Consider the following 483-nt stretch of genomic DNA (forward strand, 5'->3'; position numbering starts at 1 on the left):
GTCTTCTTCACCACCGATTGAACCAACTTCACATTCGACAGAAATACCTTTAGCGTGCGCTTTTTCAACTACATCTTTCGCTAATTTTAAGTTTTCTTCGAATGGTAAGTGAGAACCATCAAACATGATTGAAGTATAGCCAACTTCGATACATTCTAAAGCAGCTTCGTAGTCACCGTGGTCTAAGTGAATTGCTACTGGAACTGTGATATTCATTGAGTCTACTAAATTAGTAATCATGTCTTTAGCTACTTTGTAGCCGCCCATGTATTTAGCAGCGCCCATTGATGTTTGGATTAGAACTGGTGCTTTTTTAGCTTCTGCTGCTTCTAAAATCGCTTGTGTCCATTCTAAGTTATTTGTGTTATAGCCACCTACTGCATACCCGCCTTTACGTGCTGCTTTTAAGAATTCTGCTCCTGATACTACTGGCATAAAAAATTCCTCCTAAGTTTTTAAAAACTTTATTTGTTAGGTGTTCCC

1 protein-coding gene is annotated in these 483 nt (G+C 38.5%); it reads right to left on the bottom strand.

Annotated elements, in window-relative coordinates:
* Window positions 1-435: class II fructose-bisphosphate aldolase (locus AC2JF8_RS09250; protein ID WP_500762800.1), on the bottom strand; the 435-nt coding region annotated here is incomplete at its 3' end.
* Window positions 436-483 lie beyond the last annotated feature (48 nt).

It is taken from the genome of Lactobacillus sp. CA30L (genome assembly GCF_059900845.1).